Genomic DNA, 21,038 nt, shown 5'->3' on the forward strand with positions numbered 1-21,038 from the left:
CCACAAAAAACGGCTCTTCGTCGTTGGGTGTGGAATTCGCCCCCTGAGCTGGGCCAGAATATGACCTCCACGACGACAGGAGGTATGACATGGACGGCACCCAGATTCTGACCCTCGGCCTGGGCTTGGAAGCGCCCTGGATTCTCAAGGACCAGCACCTGGACACCTCCGTATCGCCCCACCGTCTGGACCTCTACGTCGAGGCCGAGCGTGGCAGCCTCTACCCCTGCCCTGAGTGCGGCGAGGCCTGTCCGGCTCATGACTTCGCTGACAAGACGTGGCGGCACCTGAACTTCTTCCAGCATCACTGCTACTTGCATGCTCGCGTGCCGCGTACCAAGTGCCCGGAGCATGGCGTCAAGCGTATCGAGGTCCCTTGGGCGAGGCCGGGCAGCGACTTCACCCTGCTGTTCGAGCAGGCGGCCATGTCACTGGTCAAGGAGATGCCGGTGTTGGCCGTCTCCCGACAGCTGGAGATCTCCGACAAGCGGCTGTGGCGCATCGTGCATCACTACGTCGGTCGGATGCTGGGGCAGCTGGATCTGAGCAACGTGGCCACCGTTGGCGTGGACGAAACCGCGTCCCGGCGTGGCCAGCGCTATGTGACGGTGTTCCTTGATATGCAACGCAAGCAGGAACCGGTGATCTTCGCCGTCCCCGGCCACGGCAAGGACGCCATCAAGGCCTTTAGCGCCTTCCTGGCGGCCCATGGCGGCGATCCGGACAACGTGGTCGAGGTCGTCTGCGACATGTCACAAGCCTTCCTCAGCGGCGTGGCTGAGTACCTTCCCAAGGCCGAGGTCACGGTCGACTGGTTCCATATCGTGCAGACCTTCACCAAGCGGCTAGACGAGGTGCGCAAGAAGGAGCGCCGCGAGCAGGAACACCCCAAGTCGCTGCGCTGGGCCCTGCTGAAGAGCCTGGACAACGAGAACCTGACGCCCAAGCAGCTGGCGGCTCTCCAGGAGCTGGTGGCTGACCAGAGCGCCACGTCCGATGCCTGGGTGATCAAGGAGAAGCTGCGCTGGATCCAGAAGGCGCCGACGCCACGAGCGGCTCGATGGCGCATCACGCACTACCTCAGGGTCATGAAGGCGGCGGTCTCGGAGAAGCCATTGCTGAAGCCGATGGGAAAGGCCCTGGCGACGTTGGAGCGCCACGCCGATGCGGTGGTCAGGCGTTGGATTTCGGGACTGACGAACGCACGACTGGAAGGCATGAACGGTCTGTTTCAGGCGGCTCGGTCACGCGCACGGGGTTACCGGAACGAAGCCAACTTCATCGCCATGATCTACCTGATTGGCAGCCCGGTGGGGCGCCTGTTCGATCAGGCCAAATCCACATGAAACGACGAAGAACCCAAAAAACCCGCCGTTTGGCGGGTTCTCGTTGGGCAACACCGATAGCAACCCAACAGTTGCACGCTATGGTCGCCCGTCAGTGTTGCTCACTGGCCTGTTCAAGCACGCGTTTCTGGCGAGCAATGGCGTTGTTGATCACCTTGTTGCGCAACGCTTGCTTCTGCTCCGCCGTCGCGTTTCGCGCAAAATGGGTCAGAGGGGTCGATTTCGCGACATGATGCTTCATTATCAATCCTCACCTACGAGCAGACTTTTCAGCCGTTCATGAGTGTAGTGCTCGGGCAAATAGTCATCAACCGAGTCGATATCCGTCTCCCAGTGCTGATTCGTACCATCGTTGTTCTTGATGATCATGTCCAGCATCACTTGGGCACCGTATTCCTGCTTGATACGCCGCAGAGCGTCCTGGACGCCTAGGAATTGCCGGACAAACCCACCCAGCGGAATATTTCTCCCTTCGACTTGCTCACGACTGCACACGAACTGCCATGCAAGGCCAGGGTGCTGATATACAAAGAATATCTGTACATCCCTGCCTTTCCGTAACGAGCGCTCGATGTTCTTTTGTGCCACCTCGAGGCTGGCAAGTGTCCCATCCAGAATGAACGACTGACGCTGCTTCAGCATCAGGTCGTGGATTTTCTCTACCAGGATCGACACGGCCCCTTGGAACAGCCAAGAGTTACTGCCTGTGTAACCTGGAAGCTCTTCCCGTAAGTCATCAGGGTCGATGCGCAGGATGCTACCCAGACCAGCAAATCCTTCTGCCTTGAGCTCGTCGATGGCGGCCACATATTCCTTTGAAACTTCCGTCTTTCCCGCCCCAGGGGAGCCCGCCATGAAAATCGAGACGGGCTGTTCTTCAGGGGCGTATCGCACCTTGTCTGTCCACTTGCGAGCGATTTGCTGCTTGTTCCGCCTGGCAAAGACCAGCGCTTCAGCCTGAATATCACCGTCGCAGCTCATGGCCTAAAGCGTCTCCTCACTCCCACTCGATGGTCGCGGGGGGCTTGGAAGAGACGTCGTAGGTGACACGAGAGACGCCTTCCATCTCGTTGATAATGCGGTTGGAGACGGTTTCCAAAAGCTCGTACGGCAGGTGGGCCCAGCGGGCGGTCATGAAGTCGACGGTTTCCACCGCGCGCAGGGCGATGACCCATTCGTAGCGGCGGCCGTCGCCGACCACGCCGACGGACTTGACCGGGAGGAAGACGGCAAAGGCCTGGCTGGTCTTGTCGTACCAGCCGGCGTTGCGCAGCTCTTCGATGAAGATGGCGTCGGCTTCGCGGAGGATGTCGGCGTATTCCTTTCTTACCTCGCCGAGGATGCGCACGCCCAGGCCCGGCCCGGGGAAGGGATGGCGGTAGACCATGTCCGCCGGCAGGCCGAGCTCGACGCCGAGCCGGCGCACTTCATCCTTGAACAGCTCGCGCAGGGGCTCGACCAGCTTGAGCTTCATGGTCTCGGGCAGCCCGCCGACGTTGTGGTGGGACTTGATCACGTGAGCCTTGCCGGTCTTGGAAGCGGCGGACTCGATCACGTCGGGGTAGATAGTACCCTGAGCGAGGAAGTCCACATCGTCGATCTTGGCGGCCTCTTCGTCGAACACTTCGATAAAGGTGTTGCCGATGATCTTGCGCTTAGCCTCGGGGTCGGGCTCGCCGGCGAGCTTGTCGAGAAAGCGCTTTTCCGCATCCACGCGGATGACCTTCACGCCCATGTGGCTGGCGAAGGTTTCCATCACCTGCTCGCCTTCGTCCTTGCGCAAAAGGCCGTTGTCGACGAATACGCAGGTGAGCTGGTCGCCGATGGCGCGGTGCAGAAGGGCCGCGACCACGGAGGAATCTACCCCACCGGAAAGCCCCAGCAGCACGTGGCGGTTGCCTACCTGGTCGCGCACCCGACTGACCTGGTCTTCGATGATCTGGGCCGGCGTCCAGTTCGTTTCCGCGCCGCAAATGCCCACGACAAACTGCTCGAGAATGCGCTGGCCCTGAAGGGTGTGCGTGACCTCGGGGTGGAACTGCACGCCGTAAAAGCGCTTTTCTTCCCAGCTCATGGCGGCGATCGGGCAGCTCGGCGTGGAGGCGGTGACGGTGAATTCCGCCGGCACCTCGGCCACCTTGTCGCCGTGGCTCATCCACACTTCCAGGGTGCGCTTGCCGGAGTCGGTATCCATACGGTCGGCGATGTCCTCGAACAGCGCCGTCTCGGCGTCGATGCCCACCTCGGCGAAGCCGAACTCGCGCTTGTTGGAGCCTTCCACCCGGCCGCCCAGCTGCTCGGCCATGGTCTGCATGCCGTAGCAGATGCCGAATACCGGAAGGCCCAGGGAAAACACGCAGTCCGGCGCCCGGGGAGAATCAAGCTCCGCCACCGACTCCGGCCCGCCGGCGAGGATGATGCCGTTGGGGCTGTACTCGCGGATTTCGGCCTCGGTCATATCGAAGGCGCGCACCTCGGAATACACCCCGAGCTCGCGCACGCGGCGGGCGATCAGCTGGGTATACTGGGAGCCAAAATCAAGAATCAGGATCTTGTGGGCGTGGATATCAGTCATCGCGGAGTCTCTTGAAAAGCGGGCGGCAGGCTCGCCCCGCCGCCGTATGGCGAGCGTGCCGTACTAGCCGGCGCGGTAGTTGGGGGCTTCCTTGGTAATCTGCACGTCGTGAACGTGGGACTCGTTGAAGCCGGCGCCGGTGATCTTGACGAACTCGGGCAGGGTGCGCATCTGCTGGATATCGCGGCAGCCAGTATAGCCCATGGAGGCGCGCAGCCCGCCCATCATCTGGTGGACGATGGCGCCCATCATGCCTTTGTAGGGCACCCGGCCTTCGATGCCCTCGGGCACGAGCTTTTCGGCGCTGGCGCCGGGGTCCTGAAAGTAGCGGTCGGCGCTGCCCTGACTCTGGGACATCGCACCCATGGAGCCCATGCCGCGGTAGGCCTTGTAGGTCCGCCCCTGGTAGAGCTCGACCTCGCCCGGGGCCTCTTCGGTGCCGGCGAGCAACCCGCCGACCATCACCGTGCTGGCGCCGGCGGCTACGGCCTTGGCCAGATCCCCGGAAAAGCGCACGCCGCCGTCGGCGATCAGCGGAATATCGTAGGGCTCAAGCGCCGCGGCAACGTTGGAGACCGCGGTAATCTGCGGCACGCCCACGCCGGCGACCACCCGAGTGGTGCAGATGGAACCGGGGCCGATGCCTACCTTGACGCCGTCGGCGCCGGCGTCGGCCAGGGCCCTGGCCGCGTCGGCGGTGGCGATGTTGCCGCCGATGACCTGGATCTGCGGGAAAGTCTGCTTGACCCAGCGCACCCGCTCGATCACGCCCTGGGAGTGGCCGTGAGCGGTATCCACGATGACCGCGTCCACGCCGGCTTCGGCCAGGGCGGCAATGCGGTCCGGGGTTTCCGCGCCGGTGCCGACGGCGGCTCCCACCAGCAAGCGGCCGTCGCTGTCCTTGGCGGCCATGGGATAGGTGCGGGCTTTTTCGATATCCTGGAACGTCACCAGGCCGAGCAGGCGGAAGTCGTCGCCCACCATCAGCATCTTCTCGACCCGGTGCTCCTGCATCTTCGCCTTGATGACGTCGAGGCTGGTGCCTTCAGGCACGGTAACCAGGCGCTCGCGCGGGGTCATGATGTCGGATACGCTGTCGCCGTGGTTGGGCTGAAAGCGCATGTCGCGCTCGGTGACCAGCCCCACCAGCGTCTCGCCCTCAATGACCGGGAAGCCGGAAAAGCCGTTTTCCCGAGCCAGGGTCAAAAGGTCCGCGAGCTTGGCCTTGGGGCCCACGGTGACCGGGTCGTTGACGATCACGCTTTCGTGCTTTTTGACCTTGCGCACTTCCAGCGCCTGCTGGGCCACGGTCATGTTCTTGTGGATGATGCCGATGCCGCCTTCCTGGGCCATGGCGATCGCCAGCCGCCCTTCGGTGACGGTATCCATCGCCGCCGAGACCAGCGGGATATTGAGCGCGAGATCCCGGGTCAGGCGGGTTCTGAGGTTGACGTCGTTGGGCAATACGTCGGAAAAACCGGGAACGAGGAGAACGTCGTCAAACGTCAGCGCTTCTTGGGCCATACGTAGCATAGCGGCAACACCCAGGTTGAAGTGGGAAGATGGGGCGTGAAAGGATAATCGCTTATTGTAGCGTTCCGCCCGGCTTTTCGGCAATCCAAAAGCGCATGATGACGGCGCTGCGACTGCGTTTGGCCGCGGTGTCGGGGAAGGCGTTACGACCTTTGTCTCAGGGCGTTTTTCCTGACCGCTTATACAGTTTTCACTACAACTTTCACCACCACTATCGAGCCGCCATGACCGCCGAGTCCGCGTCACCGCTTTCCGTCACCCAGCTGAACCAGCAGGCGCGCCGCTCGCTGGAGCGCGGGCTGGGCGAGGTCTGGGTCGAGGGCGAGCTATCCAACGTCGCCACCCCGGCCTCGGGGCACGTGTATTTCACCCTCAAGGATGACGGCGCCCAGGTGCGCTGCGCGCTGTTTCGTACCCGAGCGCGCTTCGTCGGGGCTACGCTCGCCGACGGCAATCAGGTCAGGGTGCGCGCCCGGGTGTCGCTGTTCGAACCCCGGGGCGACTACCAGCTGATCGTGGAGGCGGTACAGGCGGCGGGCATCGGCGAGCTGCTGGCGACCTTCGAGCGGCTGAAAAAAGCGCTCGACGCCGAGGGCGTATTCACCAACGAAAGGCCGCTGCCCTTCCCGCCCCGGCGGCTGCTGGTGATGACCTCAGCCACCGGAGCGGCGGTGCGCGACGTGCTGGCGGTACTGGAAAAGCGCTGGCCGCTAGTGGAAGTGACGGTGATTCCCGTGCCGGTACAGGGCGACCAGGCGGCGCCGGCGATGATCGCCGCGCTGGGGCTACTGAACCGCCAGCCGCGCCTGGATGCGGAGAAAGACGCGGTGCTGATTACCCGGGGCGGCGGCAGCCTGGAAGATCTCTGGGCGTTCAACAGCGAACACCTGGCCCGGGCCATTCAGCACTCGCGGCTGCCGGTGATGTCCGCGGTGGGCCACGAGGTGGATACCACGCTTGCCGACTTTGCCGCCGACCGGCGCGCTCCCACGCCCTCCGCCGCCGCCGAGCAGCTGGTGCCCGACCGCGAAAGCCTGGTCGCCGAACTCGCCGGCCAGCGCCGCCGCCTTGACCGCGCCATTCAGGCACGCCTGGAGCGCGACAGCCAGCGCCTGGACGCCCTGCGCGCCCGGCTGCGCCACCCGGGCGAGGTGCTTGACCACAACCGCCAGCGGCTAAACGCCCTGCGTCTGCGGCTTGCGCGCGCCGCGCACAAAAGCCTGGCCGAGCGCCAGAGCGCGCTGGCCGGGCTGGAAAAGCGCCTGAAAAATCATCGCCTCGACCGCCGCCACCGGCAGGAAAGCGAGCGCCTGGCCGGGCTTGCCGGCCGGCTGGAAGCCGCTATTCATCAGCAGCTGGAAGCGCGCCAAACCCGCCTGGGCGGCACCCTGCGCGCGCTCAACGCGGTGAGCCCGCTTGCGGTACTCAGCCGCGGCTACGCCATTCCCCAGAACAGCCAGGGGCGCATCGTCCGCCGGGCGGCGGATACCGAGCCCGGCCAGCGGCTTAAGCTGCGCCTGGGCGAAGGCTCGCTGAGCGTGGAAGTGAAGAGACGATACAAAACATAAGGTTAGCCCAGCGTCTTGACCAGCACTTTGGACTTGCGCGCGTGATTATAGGCGTCGCGCTTGAGCGGCGGCAGGTCGTCCAGGCTCGCCGGGCGAAAGCCGCGCTCGGCAAACCAGTGGACGCTGTGGGTGGTGAGCACAAAAAGCGAGCCGATGCCGCGCTTGCCGGCGCGCTCCTCAAGCGCCTCGACCAGCCGCTCGCCCCGGGCGCCGCCGCGGTAGTCGCGGTGCACCGCCACGCAGGCGATTTCGGCTATGTCCACCCCGGTAAATAGCTGCAGCGCCCCGCAGCCGATGACCATGCCGTCGCGCTCGATGACCAGATAGTCGTCGATCTCGTGCTCGAGTCGCTCCCGGGAGCGGGCCACCAGCATGCCGCGCTGCTCAAGCGGCTCGAGCAGCTCCAAAAGCCCGGCAACGTCGGCAAGCGTCGCCGGGCGCAGCTGCTCGTAGCGGTGGCGGGTGATCATGGTGCCCACGCCGTCCCGGGTAAACAGCTCGCCCAGCAGCGCCTCCTGGTTGCGCCAGGACAACAGGTGCGTGCGCGCCACGCCTTCCCGAGCCGCCGTGCAGGCGGCCTGAAGGTGGCGGGCAAGCTCGCTGCCCGGGGCGGCCTGCTCGAGAAGCGGCGCAGCCTCGGCGGGCGACAGCTGGCGCAGCAGCGTGCCGTGGGCATCGCGCAGCCCGTCGGAATCACCCAGCAAAATCAGCTTGTCGGCCTCGAGCGCTACGGCGGCGTGGCGGGCCACTTCGGCGGCGTCGAGGTCGAACACTTCGCCCGTGCTGGAGAATCCCAGCGGCGGCAGCAGGACCAGCGAGCCCTGCTCCAGCAGCCCTTCCACCGCGCCGGCGCGCACCCGGCGCACCTCGCCGCTGTGGTCAAAGTCGATGCCCTCGCGCACGCCCAGCGGCTTGGCGGTAACCAGGTTGCCCGAGACCACCCCCAGCTCTACCCCGTGCAGCGGCGTGCTGGGCAGCCCCAGCGACAGCCGCGCCTCGAGCCACAGCCGCAGCCGGGCGGCGACCTGCTCCACCCGGCGCATGACGTCGGCATCGGCCACCCAGCGGCCGCCGCTCCGCTGGGGCTCAATGCCGTCAGTCTCGAGCGCTGCCTGCACCTGGGGGCGGATACCGAACACCAGCGTCAGGCGCACGCCCAGTGTATGCAGCAGCGCCAGATCCTGGATCAGCTGCTCGCCGCGCTCGGAGCCCAGCGCCTCGCCCTCCACCAGGATGACAAAGGTTCGCCCGCGGTGCGCGTTGATGTACGGCGACGCGTGACGAAACCAGTCAACAAAGGGGAAGCGAGTGTCCACGGGCAGGCTCTCCGGCAGCGGCTGTTCATGTCAAGGTGACAGCCGGGATTAGAAAACAGAGCGGTCAGGCAACACAAGGTTTCGCGACCGACAAAAAACAGCGGCGCCCGCAGGCGCCGCAAGACAGGCCGACACCCAGCGCTCGATCAGGCGCCGAACATCCCCTTGAACATGAAGAAGAAGAGGATCGCAAGGCCGGCACCGGCGGGCAGGGTAATCAGCCAGGACATGGCGATGGTCCCCAGCACTCGCAGGTTGAGCGCGGTCATGCCCCGGGCAAGACCCACCCCGAGCACCGCCCCGACCAGGGTATGGGTGGTGGAAATCGGCAGGCCGGTGCCCGAGGCCAGCACCACCGTCGCCGCCGCCGCCAGGGTTGCGGCAAAGCCGCGGCTGGGCGTTAGCTCGGTGATGCGCGTGCCCACGGTGGCGATCACCTTGTGGCCGTAGGTGACCAAACCCACCACGATACCGCCGCCGCCGAGTACCAGCACCCACCAGGGCACCATCGATGCCCCGCCGATCTCGCCGCCGCTTTGCACCACGTTGATCACCGCCGCCAGCGGTCCCACGGCGTTGGCGACGTCGTTGGAGCCGTGGGCAAAGGCCATGGCGCAGGCGGTAAACAGCATCAGCACGCCGAACACTTTTTCGACGTTGGCATAGCCGAACTGGTCTTCGTAGGTGTGCACATACTTCACCCGCCGCTCGAGCAGCATGCCGATACCGGTGACGATCAGCCCCGCCACGGCCGAGAACCCCAGACCTTGCAGAAAGCTGATGTGCAGGCCGACGTGCTTGAGCCCCTTGGTCATGGTCACCATGGCGACGATGAAGCCGACCAGAAACATGTAGAACGGCACGTAGCGCCTGGCCGCCGCGAGCGGGTCGCGGGCGTCAAAAATCAGCATATGCACCGACTTGAACAGCACAAAGCCCACGGTGCCGGCAAGCATCGGTGAGATCACCCAGCTGGCGGCAATGGTGGCCACCGCGCCCCAGTCAACCGTGGAGGCGCCAAGGCCCGCCACGGCAAAGCCGACGATGGCCCCCACGATCGAGTGCGTGGTCGACACCGGCCAGCCCTTGAGCGAGGCCATCAAAAGCCAGGTGCCCGCCGCCAGCAGCGCGGCGAGCATGCCGTAGACCAGCAGGTGCGGATCGTTTTCCAGAAGCTCAGGGTCAATAATGCCCTTGCGGATGGTGTTGGTCACCTCGCCGCCGGCAAGCCAGGCGCCGAGAAACTCAAAGATCACCGCAATGACGATGGCCTGCTTGATGGTGATGGCCCGAGAGCCCACCGAGGTGCCCATGGCGTTGGCCACGTCGTTGGCGCCCACGCCCCAGGCCATGAAAAAACCGAACGCGCAGGCCAGGAGAATAAGAACCTCGCCGTGCTGTGCGATAACCTGCATGCTGCCCCCTTAGCTAGCGCGCGGTGAGAATCTGCAGACGACTGCCCACGCGCTCGGCGCGGTCGGAAAGCTCGCCGATACCGTCGATGATCTTGTAGAGAAAGACCACGTCCACTGGGGGCAGCTCGTCTTCCAGCTCAAACAGCTGACGGCGAATGGCGACCTGCTGGCCGTCGGTCTGATTCTCCAGCACGTGAAGCTCGCGGATCATGTTCTGCATGACGTCGGCGACGTTGCGGCCGAAGGCCGAATCCAATAGCTCCTGAAGCTCCTCCAGCGCCTGGCGCGCCTGGGCTACGCACTTTACGCTGGTGCGGATGTAGTCGCGCATGGGGCCGGCCAGCGACTCGGGCACCCGCATCTTGCGCCCGAGCATGATGCCGGTAATGTCGCGCACCTTGTTGGCGATCTTGTCCTGTACGCTGATCAGGTCGAGCAGATCCGAGCGCGACACCGGCAGAAACATGGTGTTGGGCAGGTTCAGGCGCAGCTCGGTCTTGAGCTCGTCGGCCTCGTGCTCCAGGCGGGTGACGCTTTCGCGCAGCTTGGCGGCGCTGTCCCAGTCACTGGCGAGGGTCGCTTCAAAAAACGGCAGGAGCTGATCGGCACATTCGTTCGCCTTGACGATGTGTGCCAGCAGCGGCTGGAATGGCGAGCGGCCAAACATTGCGGAAAAAGGATTCGAGGTAACCATAAAAGCCTTTAAGCCTGTTGTGGAAAAACCTAGTGTCGAAAAGCCCGAAAACGGCAGGCGCCAGTATAAAGACTGGCCCTGCCAGCGTCACAAAAACTTCGCCGGTTCATAAAAACTTCACCCGGCTGTCATATAGAACCCGACTGCCACCTAACGCGATAGGACACGCCATGCCCCACTCAGCCCCCCAGACGGACGCGCCGGCCCCCCGGGAGATCGAACTCAAGCTGGCGCTCGCCCCCGGCGCCTCCGAGCGTCTTGTTCGCCATCCGCTGCTAACCGCCAGCGCCCCGGACGTCTCTGCGCTTGCCAACACCTACTTCGATACGCCCGCCGGTACCCTGGCCGCGGCCCGCATGGCGCTGCGGCTGCGCCGGGTCAACGGCATTACCCTGCAAACGCTGAAAACCGCCGGCCACGGCGGCGGCGGGCTGTCCACAAGAAACGAATGGGAATGGGAAGTGGCCGGCGACGCGCTGGACCTCGGCGGGCTTGCCGAGCTGGCCCCGATCAAGGCGCTCAAGGGCGACGTTCTGCCGCGGCTTGCCCCGCAGCTGCGCACCGATTTCAGCCGCCGGCGCTATGAAGTGCGCCATCGCCACAGCGTGGTAGAAGTGGCGTTGGACGAAGGCGAGATCATCGCCGGCGATGGCCGCGCGCCCATTCGCGAGCTGGAGCTTGAGCTCAAGGCCGGCAGTCCGGATGCCCTATGGGAAATGGCCGACGAGCTTGCCGGCACCGCGGCGCTGCGCCCCTCGGACAGCAGCAAGGCCGCCCGGGGCGAGGCGCTTGGCAAGGGCGACTGGCCGCTGCCCGACGCGCAAACGGCCGCTGACCGGTTCCACCTTGCCCTGCTCGCCCTGGACGCCGGCCATGACAGCGGCCGGGCGGATTTCTTTCAAGCGGCGCATCGCGCCCTGGCCGAGCTTGCCGGCCATCATCAGCTGGCCGGCGAGGAGCGGGCCCTGGCCCGGCGCCTATCCGGCGAGCTGGGTGAGGACGGCCAGCCCACCGTCGCCTTCGGCCAGGCCGCACTCGCGCTTGCCCGCTATTTCGCCCGGAGCGCGCCGCTGCGCTAAGCTGGCCTGAGCGATTTACCCACGACCCCGGCAGACGCCGCTCGCCGGGCCGACGCCGGCGCTAGGCGGGCATGATACTGAAGGGAAGCTCCATGGAACTGACACCCGGCGCGGAGGGGCTACGCACGCGCCTCTTCCACATTATTTTCGAGTCCGACACGCCCGCTGCCAAGGGCTTCGATATCGCCCTGATCGCCACCATTCTACTGGGCACCGCGGCCATTCTGCTGGACAGCGTCCTCGTCTACCACCATCGCTTCGGCACGCTGTTCAGCTATGTGGAATGGACGCTTACGGTGCTGTTTACTCTGGAGCTGGCGGTGCGGATTTACTGCCTGGAGCGGCCGTCGCTGTACCTCAAGAGCTTTTACGGCATCGTCGATATACTGGCGATCCTCCCCGCCTGGCTGGTGCTGGTCATCCCCGGCTCCCAGGGGCTGGTGATCATCCGCCTGCTGCGGGTGCTGCGGATTTTCCGCATCCTGCGGCTGATGGAGTTCGTCGGCGAGGCGCAGCTGCTGCTGGACGCGGTGAAGCGCAGCACTCACCAGATCCTGCTGTTCTTTTTGAGCATTCTCATGGTGGTGACGCTGTTTGCCGCGCTGATGTACACCATTGAGCCGGACTCGGCGGGCTTTTCCAGCATCCCTCGGTCGATCTACTGGGCCATTGTGAGCATGACCACGGTGGGCTACGGCGACATCGTGCCCGTCACCGCGCTGGGCCAGGCGATCACCATGCTGCTGATGCTGCTGGGGTATTCGATCATCGCCGTGCCCACCGGGGTGTTTTCCGCCCAGGTGATCCGCTCCATCCGCGCCGAGCGCTACTCCGACGAAGCCTGCCCCGGCTGCGGCCACGACCACCACGAAAAGCGCGCCTACTACTGCCTGCTGTGCGGCACCTGGCTGGATGAAAACAGCGAAGACCCGCGCCTGGCCCAGGACAAGGACGCCGATACCGACGACACCCCGCCCGCCACGGACACCTAGTACTCGCGAAAGTGCGTAACGTCCCCGCGCCCTTCGCGAACGATCACCGGCGGCAGCTCGCGCAGGTCGATCACGCTGGTGGGCTCCAGGTGGCAGGCGCCGCCGTCGATGATCAGGTCCAGATGCGCACCGAAGCGCTCGCGGATATCCTCGGGATCGGTCATCGGCAGGTCGTCGTCCACGGGGATCAGCGTCACGCTCATCAGCGGCTGACCCAGGGCGCTGATGAGCGCGTTGGTGATCGGGTGGTCGGGAACGCGCACGCCGATGGAGCGGCGCTTGGGATGCAGCAGCAGGCGCGGCACTTCGCTGGTCGCCGTGAGGATGTAGGTATAGGGCCCGGGGGTATGCGCCTTGAGCAGGCGGAACTCGGCGTTGTCCAGCTTGGCGTAGGTGCCGATCTCGGAAAGGTCCGAGCACACCAGGGTAAAGTTATGCTTCTGGTCAAGCGAGCGCAGCCACTTGATCTTCTCGATGGCCTTCTTTTCGCCCAGGTGGCAGCCCAGGGCATAGCCCGAGTCGGTGGGATACGCGATCACCCCGCCCTTGCGGACAATCTCCACCGCCTGGTCGATCAGACGCTTCTGCGGATTTTCCGGATGGATCTGAAAAAACTGGCTCATTGTCGCCTCTCCTTGTTGTCAACAGCGTGTTATTAACTGCGTGTTGTTAAAAGGCCTTTTTACCTCAGACGCAGCCGCGGATGCTGCCATATCGGCGGTGCCGCGGTGCGCGGCACCACGCTCATGCTGCCCGGCGCGGCGTGGCCGCCGGGGGAATGAAAGTCGCTGCCGATGGAGGCGTGCATGTCGCGCTCCACCAGCTGGCGCGCCAGGTCCCGGGTGGCGTCCGGGTTCTGCTGGCCGCTGACCAGCTCCACCGCCTGGCCGCCGGCATCAGCGAAGCTGTCCATCAGCAGGCCGCGCTTGCGCCGGGTCAGGCCGTAGCGCAGCGGGTGCGCCAGCGCGGCGACGCCGCCGGCGTCCACAATCCAACCCACGGCCTCGCCGATTTCCGGCCACTGGGCTTTTACATCGCCCTTCTTGCCGCTGCCAAGATAGCGCTTGAACGCCTCGGGAAAGTCTTTCACCAGGCCGTCGGCCACCAGCGCCCGGGCGAAGTCCGGCCGGCCCAGCGGGCGATCGCTGCCCGCCTGGGCGCGCGCCTTGGCCAGGGCGTCGGTCAGGCCGGCCTTTTCCAGCCGCTCGGCGATGACGCCGGCCCGCTCGATGCGCGCCAGGCGCTGGCGCTCGAGCCCCTCGGCCAGCGGGCTTAGTGCGCCGTCGGGCATTAACGCCACCACGTGAATGCCCACGCCCTGCCAGCGGGTAGAAAGCTCGCTTCCCGGCATAAAACCGATGCCCGCCTCCCGCGCCGCCGCTGCCGCCTCGGCCACGCCGTCCATGGTGTCGTGGTCGGTAAGCGCCATCTGCTCAAGGCCGCGCTCGGCGCACAGCGCCACCAGCTCGGTGGGCGACAGCGCCCCGTCCGACGCCGTGGAGTGCATGTGGAAATCCAGCGGGTAGCGGCGATCGGCGTCCAGAGTGGCGGGCAGTGATAAAGGCGACAGTAATAAAGACATGGGCATGACGCCGTGTAAGGAGTTTGTCAGAATACCGCTTGTCAGAACATCGCGTGTCAGAACGCAAATGTCTGGCGGCGCGCTGCGCCACGGCTATGCCGCCATAGTGCGGGCTCGGGCCAGAGCGGTCAATTGCGCCCTGTCCACTGCTTCCCTTTCGAGGAGTTATCCCCATGCTTTACGCCATCATCAGCGAAGACATCGAACAGAGCCTGGAGCGCCGCCTGGCCGCTCGCCCGGACCACCTGGCCCGGCTCGAAGCCCTGCGCGACGAAGGCCGCCTGGTGCTGGCCGGCCCCCATCCGGCCATCGACGCCGACAGCCCCGGCGAGGCGGGCTTCAGCGGCAGCCTAGTGGTGGCCGAGTTTGAAAGCCTCGACGCCGCCCGGGCCTGGGCCGACGCCGACCCTTACGTAATCGCCGGCGTCTATGCTTGGGTCAGCGTCAAGCCGTTCAATAAAGTGCTGCCCTGAAGCGGCGCCGTTGGGCGACGTCGTTTCGCTGGTTGAACACAAGGGCACGTTTTTCACAAAGGCTGTGGAAAACTCTGTGAAAAGCCGGCGGACGCTTTGCTCCAGGGCAGAAGTCGCGCCCGGCTCAACAGATTGTTTATTTTTTAACCATTTCTTACCCCACGGCGGATGCTTTCGTGACCCACGCAAACGGCGAACTGCGCTTTCCTCCCCTGCCCGCGCTTGAGGCCCTCGAGCGCCCGGTGCTTGACTGGGAAAACGGCGCGCCGCACTCCCAAGCCTTTGATGACGTGTACTTTTCCCGCCAGGACGGGCGCGCGGAAACCGAACACGTCTTCCTTGACGCCAATCGCCTACCCGAGCGCTTTACCGCCTGGCGCGAGCCTCGCGCCTTTGTCATCGGCGAGACCGGCTTTGGCACCGGCCTGAACATGCTTTGCGCCTGGGCCTGCTTTGCCCGCCACGCCCCGCCCGGCGCCCGGCTGCACCTGATATCCACAGAAAAGTACCCGCTTGAGCGCGCAAGCCTCGCCCGGGCGCTCGCCGCCTGGCCCGAGCTCGGCGCTTACGCCGAATCGCTGTGCCGCCAGTGGCCGAACGCCGTCGCCGGCGTTCACCGGCTGCGGCTGGACGAGCGCGTCACCCTGGACCTGCATTTTGGCGACGCCGCCGAGCGGCTGGGGCTTCTCGACGGCCGTGTGGATGCCTGGTTTCTCGACGGCTTTGCCCCGGCGCAGAACCCCGGCATGTGGCAGCCGGATCTATTTAATACCATGGCCGCGCGCTCCCGCCCGGGCGCCACCTTTGCTACCTTTACCTGCGCCGGCGTGGTCAAGCGCGGCCTCGCGGCGGCGGGCTTTACGTGGAAGAAAGTGCCCGGGTTCGGGCGCAAGCGCGAGATGCTCGCCGGCCACATCGACGCTCCGCCCGCCGATACGCGGCGGCAGGCCACGCCCTGGTTTATCCCGCCCGCTGTCCGGGCGGCGCAAAGCGCCGTCGTTATCGGCGCGGGTATTGCCGGGGCGAGCGTCGCCGAGGCGCTCGCCCGGCGCGGGGTGAACGTTACCGTGGTGGAAAAAACCGCGCCGGCGGCGGGCGGCTCGGGCAACCGCCAGGGCGCGCTTTACGTCAAGCTGGCGGCGGACACCAACGTGCAAAGCCGCTTTTACCTCGCCGGGCTCGAACACAGCCGCCGCTGGCTGGAGACCCTCGACCCCGGCCATACCTTGTGGCAGCCAAGCGGGGTGCTCCAGCTGGCGCTGGGCGAGAAAGAAGCCGCCCGCCAGCGGCGCTTTTGCGCCAACCACCCGCTACCGGCGGAGCTGGTAACGCTGCGGGAGCCGCCGAACTGGCGGAAAAGCGTCGGCGAGGACACCCCCGCCGAGCAGGGGCTTTATTATTCGCAGGCGGGCTGGGTGCGCCCGGCGGCGCTGTGTCAGCGGCTGCTTGAGCACCCCGGCATTACGCTTGAATACGGCGAGGCCGTCGCGCTCGAGCAGGCAAACGGCGGCTGGCGCGTGGTTCTGGCCAGCGGCCAGGCGCTCTATGCCGACCAGGTGGTTATCGCCAGCGCCCAGCTGGCCAACCGCTTTGCCCAGGCCGAGGCGCTGCCGCTTCAGCCGGTGCGCGGCCAGGTCAGCGAAATACCGCTGCCCGACGGCGTAGCGGGCCCGGAAGAGGTCGTGTGCGCCAAGGGCTACGCCCCGCCGGCGCTCGACGGCGTGCTCACCGTCGGCGCGAGCTTTGTGCCCAACGAGACCGACGCCGGCATGCGCGCGGAGGACCACGCCGGTAATCTCGGCGAGCTTCAAGGCATGCTGCCGGCGCTGTATCACGCGCTCGAGGAGGCCGGCGCCGAGCTTGACCCGGCGCGTATGGGGGGCCGGGCCGGCATTCGTGCGGCCAGCCCGGACAAAACCCCCTACGCCGGCCCGGTGCCTAACGCCGACGCCTGGCGCGAGGTCTACGCCGCCCTGGCCAAGGACGCCACCCGGTCGTTCAGCGCGCCGGGGCCGCACCATCCCGGCCTGTGGATCAGCGCTGCCCACGGCTCCCGGGGGCTATCAAGCGCGCCGCTGTGCGCCGAGGTCATCGCCTCACGAATCTGCGACGAGCCGCTGCCCGTGGAAGGTCCGCTCGCCGACCACCTGCACCCCGGCCGGCGGCTGATCCGCGCCCTCGAGCGCGGCGCCGGCGGTCGGTAATAAAACGGCGACATATCGCAACGGCTAAATATCGCCCTCTTCCTCGTCGTCGGCGATATCCCGGCCGAAGCGGCGCCACTGCTCAAGGGTCATCACCTCGGTCATCTCAAGCTCTACGTCGTGGGCGATCAGCAGCTCACCCCGCTCGAGCTGGCCCTTTAGCTCCTCGACCCAGCCGGCCATGCCGGCGCCGGTGGTGTCAGTGGTGTCGTAGCCCTGGCGGGTGACAAAGGCTTCCAGCAGCGCGTTCAGAGTATCCGCCGGCAGCATCCGCGCCGGCACTTCGATAAAGCGGCTCATCCAAAGCTCCTGTTTACTGACCTGCGTCCGGGGTCGCGGTATCCGGCTCGCCTGCTTCCCAGTCACCCAGCCGGGCGACGAAACCGGCTTCGTCCAGCACCTCGACCCCCAGCTCTTCGGCCCTGGCAAGCTTGCTTCCCGCCGCGTCGCCGGCGACCACGCAGGCGGTTTTCTTCGACACGCTGCCGGCCACTTTGGCCCCCAGCGCCTGGAGGCGCGCCTTGCCTTCGTCCCGAGTCATGCTCTCCAAAGTGCCGGTGAGCACCCAGGTCTGCCCCGCCAGGGGCGTGGGGCCGGCGGTGACTTCCTGCTCGTCCCAGTGCACCCCGGCCTCGCGCAGGGCGGCCACGGTCTCCCGGTTGTGCGGCTGGCGGAAAAAGGTATGCACGTGGGCGGCGACTACCGGCCCGACGTCGTTGACGCCTTCAAGGTCGGCCTGAGCGGCGGACTGCAGGGCATCGAGGGTGCCAAAGTGCGCGGCCAGGCCGGCGGCGGTGGCCTCGCCCACCTCGCGGATCCCCAGCGCGTAGATAAAGCGCGCAAGGGTGGTAGCTTTGGCGCTTTCCAGCGCCTCAACCAGGTTCTGTGAGGACTTCTCGGCCATGCGCGGCAGGGTTTTCAGCCGCTCGACGGAAAGCGCGAACAGATCCGCCGGGGTTTCCACCCAGCCGTTTTCTACCAGCTGATCGATGAGCTTTTCGCCCAGCCCGTCGATATCCAGCGCCCGGCGGCTGGCAAAGTGCTTGAGCGCTTCCTTGCGCTGGGCCGGGCAGAAAAGCCCGCCGGAGCAGCGCGCTACCACCTCGCCCTCGTGGCGCTCGACCTCCGAGTCGCACACCGGGCAGCGCGCGGGAAAAACGATCTCCCGGGCATCGTCGGGCCGCCTGTCCACATCCACCCGCACCACCTGGGGGATAACGTCGCCGGCCCGGCGGATCGTCACCGTATCGCCGATGCGCACGTCGAGCCGGGCGATTTCGTCGGCGTTGTGCAGGGTAGCATTGGACACGGTCACCCCGGCCACCGTCACCGGCGCGAGCCGCGCCACCGGGGTAATCGCGCCGGTGCGCCCGACCTGAAACTCGACGTCGTCGAGGCGCGTGGTTTCTTCCTGGGCGGGAAACTTCCAGGCCGTGGCCCAGCGCGGCGCCCGGGCAACAAAGCCCAGCTCGCGCTGCTGGCGCAGGTCGTTGACCTTGATCACCGCGCCGTCGATATCAAAACCCAGACCCTCGCGGCGCTCGCCCAGCGCTTCGCAGTAGTCGGCCACGGCCTTTGGCCCCTTGAGGATTTCAAGTTCGCGGCTGGTCCGAAACCCCAGCCGGGAAAGGCGCGCCATCAGCTCGCTGTGGGAGGCATCGCCCTGGTCGGGCTCAATGCGCGCGGCCTGGTAGGCGTGAAACTCCAGCGGCCGGGTCGCGGTTACCGCCGGGTCCAGCTGGCGCAGGCTGCCGGCGGCGGCGTTGCGCGGGTTGGCAAACACCTTGGCACCGGTTTCCCTGGCGTGGGCGTTGAGCGCCTCGAAGCCCGAGTGGCGCATGATCACCTCGCCGCGGACCTCAAGCAGATCCGGCACGCCGTCGCCGCGCAAAACCAGCGGCACCGACCGCAGGGTGCGCAGGTTGGAGGTGATGTCCTCGCCGGTACGCCCGTCGCCCCGGGTCGCGCCGCTAGCAAGCTCGCCGCGCTCGTAGACCAGCGATACCGCCGCGCCGTCGAGCTTGGGCTCGGCGGTGAAGGTGACCTCTTCCGCCGTGCCTTCCAGCCGTTCGGCCACGCGCTCGGCAAAGGCAAAGACGTCTTCGCGGTTGAAGGCGTTGGCAAGCGAGAGCATGGGCACGGCGTGTTCGACTTCGGGGAAGCCATCCGCCGGCGGCGCGCCCACCCGCTGGGTGGGCGAGTCAGCGGTCACCAGCGCCGGGTAGTCGGCCTCAAGACTCTGCAGCCGGCGCAGCTTGCGGTCGTAGTCGGCGTCGGTGAGCGTCGGCTCGTCGCGCACGTAGTAGCGATAGTTGGCGTCGTCAAGTGCGGCGCGCAGCGTCCGGGCCTCGTCGCGCACGGCGGCGGGCGGCGACGATGAATCAGATGAGCACATGGGAATCTCTTACGCGAGTAAAAATAAGGGGCAGTGGAAAATTCAGGCGTCTCGTAAACCGCACGCCATAATAAAACAAAAACACCCGCCTCTCATGGGCGGGTGCAATAACAAATGCGTCGGTGCGGGCTTTTACTGCGCCTGCAGCTGGCGGTGCAGCCGGTGGCGGCGCTCGAACTCGTGGACCTGCTGGCGGGCAAACTCGATGGTTTGCGCGGTCATTACGCTGTGGTTTTCGTCCTTGAGCTCGCCGCCCATGTGGCGCACCACGACCATGGCGGTTTCTACCATGGCTTCAAAGGCGGCGGCGCTCTCCTCGGCGCCGGGCAGCGGCATCAAAAAGGTGATGCCCGGGCAGGTGAAGGGCGCGCCCTCTTCCACCGGGAACGATCCCGGCTTGACCACGTTGACCATGGAAAACTGCAGCTCGCTGTCCTCGCTTTCGGTTTCGAAGCGGTGGAAAACGCCCAGCCCCTGGCTATAGCGCAGCCCGCAGGCCATCAGCAGCTCGAGCAGGCGAAGGCCGTCAAAGCCCTCGGCGTCCCGGGACATCACGCTGATGACGATGAGCTCGTCGGCGTCGGTGAGCGTCTTGCGGGCGTAGCCGCCGGGGACGTCGTTGCGCAGGGCCTTCTCGAGAATCGGCTCCATGGCCGGCTGGCTTGCCGGGCGGAAGTCGTCCTCGGGCGGGTAGGCGGCCTCCGGAGCCTCCTCGGGTGCTTCCTGAGTTGGCGCACGGCGAGCCTCTTCTGCCTGCCGCTGACGCTCTGCGGCTTCACGGGCCTGTTCTTGCTCCGCGGCTTCACGGGCCTGTTCCTGCTCCGCGGCCAGACGATCCTGCTCGGCTTTGGCAGCCAGCTGCGCCTCCTGCCGACGCTGCTTCTCTTCTTGCTCCTGCTGCCTGCGCGCCTGGCGTTCGGCCTGCTCCCTGGCCTGGACATCGGCGCGCCGGGCCTTGTCTTCCTGGCGGCGCTTTTTCGCCTCCTGCCGTGCCCGGCGGCGCTGGACAAGGCGTTTTTTCACCGAGCGGCCCATGCCCTCGATATCCACCAGCCGGTACTCTTCCTCATCCTCGTCGTCGTATTCGCCCACGGTATCGCTGCGCAGCTGGCGGCGCGACGCCGGGCGGTAGCTAACCTGATGCGCCCGGGCGTCTTCGGCCTCGGCGCGCAGGGCGAAGCCGGAAGCGGCCGGTGCTTCCTCCTCGGGCGCCTGCTCTTTTTCTTGCTCTCTTTCTCGTTCAGGCTCGGGCGCAGGCTGCGCCTCGGCGGTGTCGGCCGGCGCCTGTGGCGCTGCCGGCTGCGGCGGAACGGCGCCGAGCGTGGGCTCCTGCTGGGGCGTGGCCGTGGGCTGCGTGGCAGTTTCGGGCATCGCCATTTCCGGCTCGGCCGAAGCGCGCGGCTCGCGGCGGGGGGCGGTAAACCTTGAACGGCGCGACTCCGCAAACACCCGCGAAGGACCGGGGTGCTCGGGTTCCTGGCGCTCGAGCGGCGGCTTTTCGGCCAGGTTGCTGTAATCCGCCGGGCTCACTACCCGGGCGCCGCCGTTGGGCAGCTCCCAGTCGAGCTCGGCGTGGCGCGCGGCGGCTTCAGGGTCCCGGGCATCGGTCTTGCCCTGCGCATCGGCGCTGCCCCGTGCCTGATCCAGACGCGGAACCCGACGCTGGCGCTGAAGCCGGCGCACGCCGTCAATGACGATGAGCGAAACCAGCGCCAGCCCTAAAATGATTAGCCACTCTCTTAGTTCCATGTCGCACTTTCCATGGGTCGTTTTCCGGCTTGATGCTGCCGGCTGCTTTTACCGATTGCCTTCACCGGTGGCAAAGCCTCGTTGTCGTGTTATGCTGTATAAAATTACAGCTTCTTG

At 66.1% G+C, this 21,038-nt stretch carries 18 protein-coding genes; 6 read left to right on the top strand and 12 right to left on the bottom strand.

Annotated features, from left to right (window positions below; all coding sequences use genetic code 11):
• Positions 1-89 precede the first annotated feature (89 nt).
• The gene (locus ACZ46Y_RS10820; protein ID WP_311881765.1) at positions 90-1,346 is read left to right on the top strand and encodes an ISL3 family transposase; all 1,257 of its coding nucleotides are present in this window, start codon (positions 90-92) and stop codon (positions 1,344-1,346) included.
• 91 nt (positions 1,347-1,437) lie between these two features.
• On the opposite strand, the gene ACZ46Y_RS10825 is transcribed toward ACZ46Y_RS10820, so the two are convergent.
• From ACZ46Y_RS10825 to guaB, 4 genes are all read right to left on the bottom strand, one after another.
• A complete protein-coding gene (locus ACZ46Y_RS10825) occupies positions 1,438-1,587 on the bottom strand; it encodes a hypothetical protein (protein ID WP_311956874.1) in 150 nt (49 codons plus the stop codon).
• Positions 1,588-1,589: 2 nt separating this feature from the next.
• On the bottom strand, positions 1,590-2,327 hold the full coding sequence (locus ACZ46Y_RS10830; protein ID WP_311956872.1) for a zeta toxin family protein: 738 nt from the start codon (positions 2,325-2,327) through the stop codon (positions 1,590-1,592).
• 16 nt (positions 2,328-2,343) lie between these two features.
• Positions 2,344-3,921, bottom strand: coding sequence for a glutamine-hydrolyzing GMP synthase (gene guaA, locus ACZ46Y_RS10835; protein WP_311956871.1), 1,578 nt, complete (start codon positions 3,919-3,921; stop codon positions 2,344-2,346).
• Positions 3,922-3,984: 63 nt separating this feature from the next.
• Complete coding sequence (gene guaB, locus ACZ46Y_RS10840; RefSeq protein ID WP_311956868.1) at positions 3,985-5,454, bottom strand: IMP dehydrogenase; 1,470 nt, start codon at positions 5,452-5,454, stop codon at positions 3,985-3,987.
• 224 nt (positions 5,455-5,678) lie between these two features.
• Here guaB and xseA point away from each other — a divergent pair, with 224 nt between their 5' ends.
• Positions 5,679-7,022 carry an exodeoxyribonuclease VII large subunit gene (xseA, locus tag ACZ46Y_RS10845; protein WP_311956865.1) on the top strand — a complete coding sequence of 448 codons (1,344 nt, stop codon included), beginning with the start codon at positions 5,679-5,681 and terminating at the stop codon, positions 7,020-7,022.
• 2 nt (positions 7,023-7,024) lie between these two features.
• Here xseA and argA read toward each other — a convergent pair whose 3' ends face one another.
• From argA to ACZ46Y_RS10860, 3 genes are all read right to left on the bottom strand, one after another.
• Positions 7,025-8,338 (bottom strand): amino-acid N-acetyltransferase, encoded by a 1,314-nt coding sequence (gene argA, locus ACZ46Y_RS10850; RefSeq protein ID WP_311956863.1) that lies wholly within the window; start codon positions 8,336-8,338, stop codon positions 7,025-7,027.
• A 146-nt stretch (positions 8,339-8,484) separates the two neighbouring features.
• Entirely contained in the window at positions 8,485-9,753 is a 1,269-nt protein-coding gene (locus ACZ46Y_RS10855; RefSeq protein WP_311956860.1) for an inorganic phosphate transporter, read from the bottom strand.
• A gap of 13 nt (positions 9,754-9,766) precedes the next feature.
• Positions 9,767-10,447 (bottom strand): TIGR00153 family protein, encoded by a 681-nt coding sequence (locus tag ACZ46Y_RS10860; protein ID WP_311956858.1) that lies wholly within the window; start codon positions 10,445-10,447, stop codon positions 9,767-9,769.
• 170 nt (positions 10,448-10,617) lie between these two features.
• Here ACZ46Y_RS10860 and ACZ46Y_RS10865 point away from each other — a divergent pair, with 170 nt between their 5' ends.
• Positions 10,618-11,526, top strand: coding sequence for a CYTH domain-containing protein (locus ACZ46Y_RS10865; RefSeq protein WP_311956855.1), 909 nt, complete (start codon positions 10,618-10,620; stop codon positions 11,524-11,526).
• Between the two features lie 92 nt (positions 11,527-11,618).
• Positions 11,619-12,518: an ion transporter gene (locus tag ACZ46Y_RS10870; protein ID WP_311956852.1), complete on the top strand. Its 900-nt coding sequence runs from the start codon at positions 11,619-11,621 to the stop codon at positions 12,516-12,518.
• On the opposite strand, the gene ACZ46Y_RS10875 is transcribed toward ACZ46Y_RS10870, so the two are convergent.
• Positions 12,515-13,141, bottom strand: coding sequence for an L-threonylcarbamoyladenylate synthase (locus ACZ46Y_RS10875; RefSeq protein WP_311956850.1), 627 nt, complete (start codon positions 13,139-13,141; stop codon positions 12,515-12,517). The genes ACZ46Y_RS10870 and ACZ46Y_RS10875 overlap by 4 nt on opposite strands.
• 59 nt (positions 13,142-13,200) lie before the next feature.
• Entirely contained in the window at positions 13,201-14,100 is a 900-nt protein-coding gene (locus ACZ46Y_RS10880) for a PHP domain-containing protein (protein WP_311956847.1), read from the bottom strand.
• Between the two features lie 173 nt (positions 14,101-14,273).
• Here ACZ46Y_RS10880 and ACZ46Y_RS10885 point away from each other — a divergent pair, with 173 nt between their 5' ends.
• Together ACZ46Y_RS10885 and mnmC are read left to right on the top strand one after the other, a co-directional pair.
• Entirely contained in the window at positions 14,274-14,573 is a 300-nt protein-coding gene (locus tag ACZ46Y_RS10885; RefSeq protein ID WP_311956845.1) for a YciI family protein, read from the top strand.
• Between the two features lie 176 nt (positions 14,574-14,749).
• Positions 14,750-16,777 carry a bifunctional tRNA (5-methylaminomethyl-2-thiouridine)(34)-methyltransferase MnmC2/FAD-dependent 5-carboxymethylaminomethyl-2-thiouridine(34) oxidoreductase MnmC1 gene (mnmC, locus tag ACZ46Y_RS10890; RefSeq protein WP_311956843.1) on the top strand — a complete coding sequence of 676 codons (2,028 nt, stop codon included), beginning with the start codon at positions 14,750-14,752 and terminating at the stop codon, positions 16,775-16,777.
• A gap of 24 nt (positions 16,778-16,801) precedes the next feature.
• Here mnmC and ACZ46Y_RS10895 read toward each other — a convergent pair whose 3' ends face one another.
• The 3 genes from ACZ46Y_RS10895 to ACZ46Y_RS10905 form a co-directional block, all read right to left on the bottom strand.
• Complete coding sequence (locus tag ACZ46Y_RS10895) at positions 16,802-17,077, bottom strand: YheU family protein (RefSeq protein WP_311956840.1); 276 nt, start codon at positions 17,075-17,077, stop codon at positions 16,802-16,804.
• A gap of 13 nt (positions 17,078-17,090) precedes the next feature.
• The gene (ligA, locus tag ACZ46Y_RS10900; RefSeq protein WP_311956839.1) at positions 17,091-19,172 is read right to left on the bottom strand and encodes an NAD-dependent DNA ligase LigA; all 2,082 of its coding nucleotides are present in this window, start codon (positions 19,170-19,172) and stop codon (positions 17,091-17,093) included.
• A 132-nt stretch (positions 19,173-19,304) separates the two neighbouring features.
• Positions 19,305-20,921 carry a cell division protein ZipA gene (locus ACZ46Y_RS10905; protein WP_311956838.1) on the bottom strand — a complete coding sequence of 539 codons (1,617 nt, stop codon included), beginning with the start codon at positions 20,919-20,921 and terminating at the stop codon, positions 19,305-19,307.
• Positions 20,922-21,038: the final 117 nt, after the last annotated feature.

It is taken from the genome of Halomonas garicola (assembly GCF_055382465.1).